2 protein-coding genes and 1 pseudogene are annotated in these 4,267 nt (G+C 61.9%); all 3 read right to left on the bottom strand.

What is annotated here, in order from left to right; all coding sequences use genetic code 11:
- Positions 1-135: 135 nt before the first annotated feature.
- The gene (gene pruA, locus ACY69P_RS14650) at positions 136-3,159 is read right to left on the bottom strand and encodes an L-glutamate gamma-semialdehyde dehydrogenase (RefSeq protein ID WP_462328004.1); all 3,024 of its coding nucleotides are present in this window, start codon (positions 3,157-3,159) and stop codon (positions 136-138) included.
- A 36-nt stretch (positions 3,160-3,195) separates the two neighbouring features.
- On the bottom strand, positions 3,196-3,675 hold the full coding sequence (locus tag ACY69P_RS14645) for an Lrp/AsnC family transcriptional regulator (protein WP_404846016.1): 480 nt from the start codon (positions 3,673-3,675) through the stop codon (positions 3,196-3,198).
- A 333-nt stretch (positions 3,676-4,008) separates the two neighbouring features.
- Positions 4,009-4,267, bottom strand: a pseudogene (locus ACY69P_RS14640) (hypothetical protein); the annotation flags it as partial.

Genomic DNA, 4,267 nt, shown 5'->3' with positions numbered 1-4,267 from the left:
TGAGCCGCCGGAGGCCCAAAAAAGAAAAAGACAAAGATAAAGAAGCAAAAAGCCCCCGCCAGAAAGACGGGGGCTTGCTGTCCTGTGCCACCACAACCACACCCCGCATGGGGACGCGATTGGCCGCCCGACGCGCTAAATCCAGTCGTCGTCGTCTTCGATGGGCGCGAAGCCTCGGCGCATGGTGTTTTCTGTGACGGTGTAGGGGTCCATAAACTGCACGAGGTAGTCGGGGCCACCGGCTTTGGAGCCAATGCCGGACATATTGAAGCCGCCGAAGGGCTGGCGTTCCACAAGAGAGCCGGTGCAGTTGCGGTTGAGGTAGAGGTTGCCGACGGCGAACTCACGCCGGGCTTTTTCGAGATGCTCGGGGCTGCGGCTAAAGAGCGCGCCGGTAAGGGCAAACTTGGTGGAGTTGGCCCACTCGATGGCTTGGTCGAAGTCCTTGGCCTTCATGACGGCGAGCACGGGGCCGAAGACCTCTTCCTGCGCAATGCGATGCTCCGGGGTGATGCCGTCCACGATGGTGAGGGGCACGTAGCAGCCCTCGTCCACGCTGGCGCCGGATTCGCCTTTTTCGGAGGGCATGCGGGAGAGCAGAACGTTGCCTTCCTGCCGCGCGAGTTCAATGTACTCCAGAATGGACTGCTGGGCGGCCTTGTCCACGACGGGCCCCATACTACACGCGGGGTCTTCGGCGGTGCCGAGCTTGAGGGAACGCGCGGCCTCGACAAGGCGTTGCACGAACCGGTCGTAGATGGGTTCCAATACGATGACGCGGGAACAGGCCGAGCACTTCTGCCCCTGAAAGCCGAAGGCGGAGTAGATGACGTGGGAGACGGCCTCGTCCAGCTCGGCGTCGTCGTCAACGATGCAGGCGTTTTTGCCGCCCATCTCGGCGATGACCTTCTTGCACTGAATCTGCCCGGGGGCGGGCTTGGCGGCATGCTGCATGATGTGCAGACCAACTTCCATGGAGCCGGTAAAGGCAATCATGCCGATGTCGGGATGCCCGACGAGATGGTCGCCCATGACGGAACTGCGGCCGGGCACGTAGTTGAAGACGCCGGGGGGAATGCCTGCTTCCTTGTAAATGTCCACAAGACCGTGCCCGATGACGGACGACAGGCCCGAGGGCTTGTAGAGCACGCAGTTACCGGTGACGATGGCGGCGGAGGTCATGCCGACGGAGATGGCGAGGGGGAAGTTCCACGGCGCAATGACGGCGGCAATGCCCTTGGGCCGGTACTGATAATGATTCACCTCGCCGGGGGCGCGTCCCACGCGGCGGGGCTGGCCAAGGCGTAGCATCTCGCGGGCGTAGAATTCCAGGAAATCGATGGCTTCGGTGACGTCGCCGTACGCTTGATCCCACTGCTTGCCAACCTCCAAAACCTGCAACGCGGAAAGGTCGAAAATGCGCTGGCGGGCGATTTGCGCGGCCTTGAAGAGATACTCCGCGCGCTCCTCGGGAGCCTTGGCGCGCCATGCGGGCAGGGCGTCCTTAGCGGCGGCGATGGCGCGGTCCACTTCGGCTGTACCGGCCTGACAAACGTGGCCGATGATTTCCGAAGTCTTGGCGGGGTTGTAGGAGTCGAGGGTCTCGCTTGTCTCGACGTCCTCGCCACCGATGTAGAGCGGGTAGGTCCGGCCGAGGTTCTCGCGGATGCGGGCGGTTGCGGCGGGGAAGGCCTCGCGCGAGCCGGGGATGGTGAAGTCGACGTTGGCTTCGTTGGCGAAGCGGTCGCCGTCGTCGCAGGCTGGACGCGCGGCGCAGGTTTCACGCTCGCGCTTGGCCGTGACTTCGGGGTCTTCCAGCAGCCGCTCCATCTGCGCGCCATTGGCAAAGCTCTGCCGCAGGAAGGAGTCGTTGGAGGTATTTTCGAGCAGACGGCGGACGAGATAGGCCATGCCGGGGATGAGTTCGCCATAGGGGCAATAAAGGCGCACGCGCCCGGCCACGGCGAGCAGGCCCTTTCGCACGGGTTCGGCCATGCCGTAGAGCACCTGAAATTCGTACCTGTCGTCGGCAACGCCAAGCTCCTTGGCGGTTTCCATAACGGCGGCGATGGTGCGCACGTTGTGCGAGGCACAGGCAAGGCGGCAGATGTCGCTGTTTTCCAGAACGGTGCGGGCGTTGCGCTCGTAGGCGGCGTCGGAGTCGGCCTTGATGGTGTAGACCGGCACCTCCCAGCCCTGCTGCTTGGCGCGGACGGTCTCGTAGTCCCAATAGGCGCCCTTCACCAGCCGCAGCGTGATGGGCAGCTTTTCGGTGCGCGCCCAGGCGACCATATCCGTCACATCGTCGTCGGTGCACTTGAGGTAGGTCTGCAGCACAAGGGCGAGGTGGGGGTAATCGCGGAATTCCTCGCTGCTGCGCAGGCGCTTGTACACCTCAATGGTGATGTCCTTGTAGTCGAGGGATTCCATGTCGATGCACATGGCTCCGCCCATCTCTACCACGCGGCGGTAGACGGGGATGAGGCGGCGCAAAATGCCGTTGACCGTGCCCTCAAAGTCGCGCGGCTTGGACTGGGAATAAAACGCGGTGAGCTTCACGGAGAGGTTGATGATAGGCTCGCCGCCCCAGTCAAGCTCACCGGACGCCTCGCCAAGGGGGGTGAACTTTTTGCGCACCTCGGCAAGGCTCTCCAGCAGGTCCAGATGCTCCTGCATGCGGGCTTCGGATTCGGCCTCGCTCACGGTGGCTTCGCCAAGGATGTCGATGGTGAAGGCGAAGCCATCCTTGCGCAGTTTGTGCAGGTTTTTGACGGCTTCCTTGGCGTCCTGCCCGATGATGAACTGCCGCCCCATTCTCTCAATGTTCTTGGAGATGGCCTTGGCCATGAAGTTGCCGCCCAGCTTGCCCACGACGCCGGCGCCCTTGAGGCCCAGCTTCATGACCGGGGGCATGTCGCCGGACTCGGTGGCGAAGTACTCATGGATGTGCCGGTTCAGCGACTCGCTGGTGTGCAGGCAGGGCAACACGTCCACGAACCGGAACAGACTGACTTTGAAGTCCTCGTCCTTCATGCTCCAATCCATGACCTTGCCGGTCCACCATCCCTTATTGAAGATGGACGGCGCCTCGCCGCTGATGGCCTCGAAGAACTCCTTGCCTCGTTCGATGATTTTCCGTTCCAGTTCAGGCGTACTCATCCGTGGCGCTCCTTGAGAGAAAGGTTGTGCGAGCTCCTATATGTCTTCGGGGGAACCGCCAAGGGGCAGTTCCAGAGTCTCCTTGACTGTGGTCAGGACGATGGTGGAGCGCGTGTCGCGCACGGTGTCCACCTGTCCGATACGGCGCAGCAGCTGCCCAAGGGCGGCGGTGTCCGCGACGCGCACTTTCAAAAGATAGCAATCGTGGCCGGCGGTGTGGTGCACCTCCAGCACTTCGGGAATCTTGGCCAATTCTTCACCCGCGCGGGTGGAGCCGACGCCTTCCTCGGAGCGGACGAAGGTGAACGCGGTAAGCCCCTGCCCAATGGCCTTGGGGTCCACGCGGGCCTCATAGCCCTGCACCACGCCGCTGGTCTCCAGCTTGCGGATGCGCTCCAACACGGCGGAGGGAGCCATACCGATTTGCCGCGCTATTTCGGCGTTGCGAACGCGGGCGTTCTGCTGCAACGCGTTGATTATCTTGATGTCTACATCGTCGAGTTTCTTTTTTGCCATGATGTGCAGAATGAAATTCGATTCACAGCTATGTGTCAAGAATAAAATTCTTTGTGAAAAGCAGAACCCAAACAAAACGTCAGTATATTGACCATAAAACTGGCATTTGTTCACGACGCAGTCATAGATGCACGACGCCATGCCATCTACAAGCAGCGCCGCACGCAGGCTGTGCAGAGAGCGGACACTCCTCTGCCGGGCGCACGCTCTTTCCCATGACAGCACGAGGTGCACCGAAAAACGCACACCCTCTTCAAATGGACGGACACTGCACAAAAAAGCGGCGCCTCCCCGAAGGAAGACGCCGCATTGGCAACTGCATAAGGCCTGCGGTTAGGACACGGAACCGGGCTCGATGATGGACCGGATGTACTGCTTCATGAGCACGCTGATGCGCTCCTCGCGGGAGAGCTCGGCGGCGAAGCGGTCGTTTTTGAACAGCCGGGCGAATATGTCGCGCTCCATGAGGGGGTGGTCCTGCCAGCGGCGGGCAAGGCGCTGGGCATAGCCGGACACGAGGGCTTGCAGTTCCTCGTTGGTCATGGCCATGTACTCCCGCACCTTGGCGGCGATGGTCGTGGGCGCGGGGAGC

It is taken from the genome of Desulfobaculum sp. (assembly GCF_054921475.1).
The sequence above is the reverse complement of the archived record's forward strand: the minus strand, read 5'-3'. Positions and strand labels throughout refer to the sequence as shown.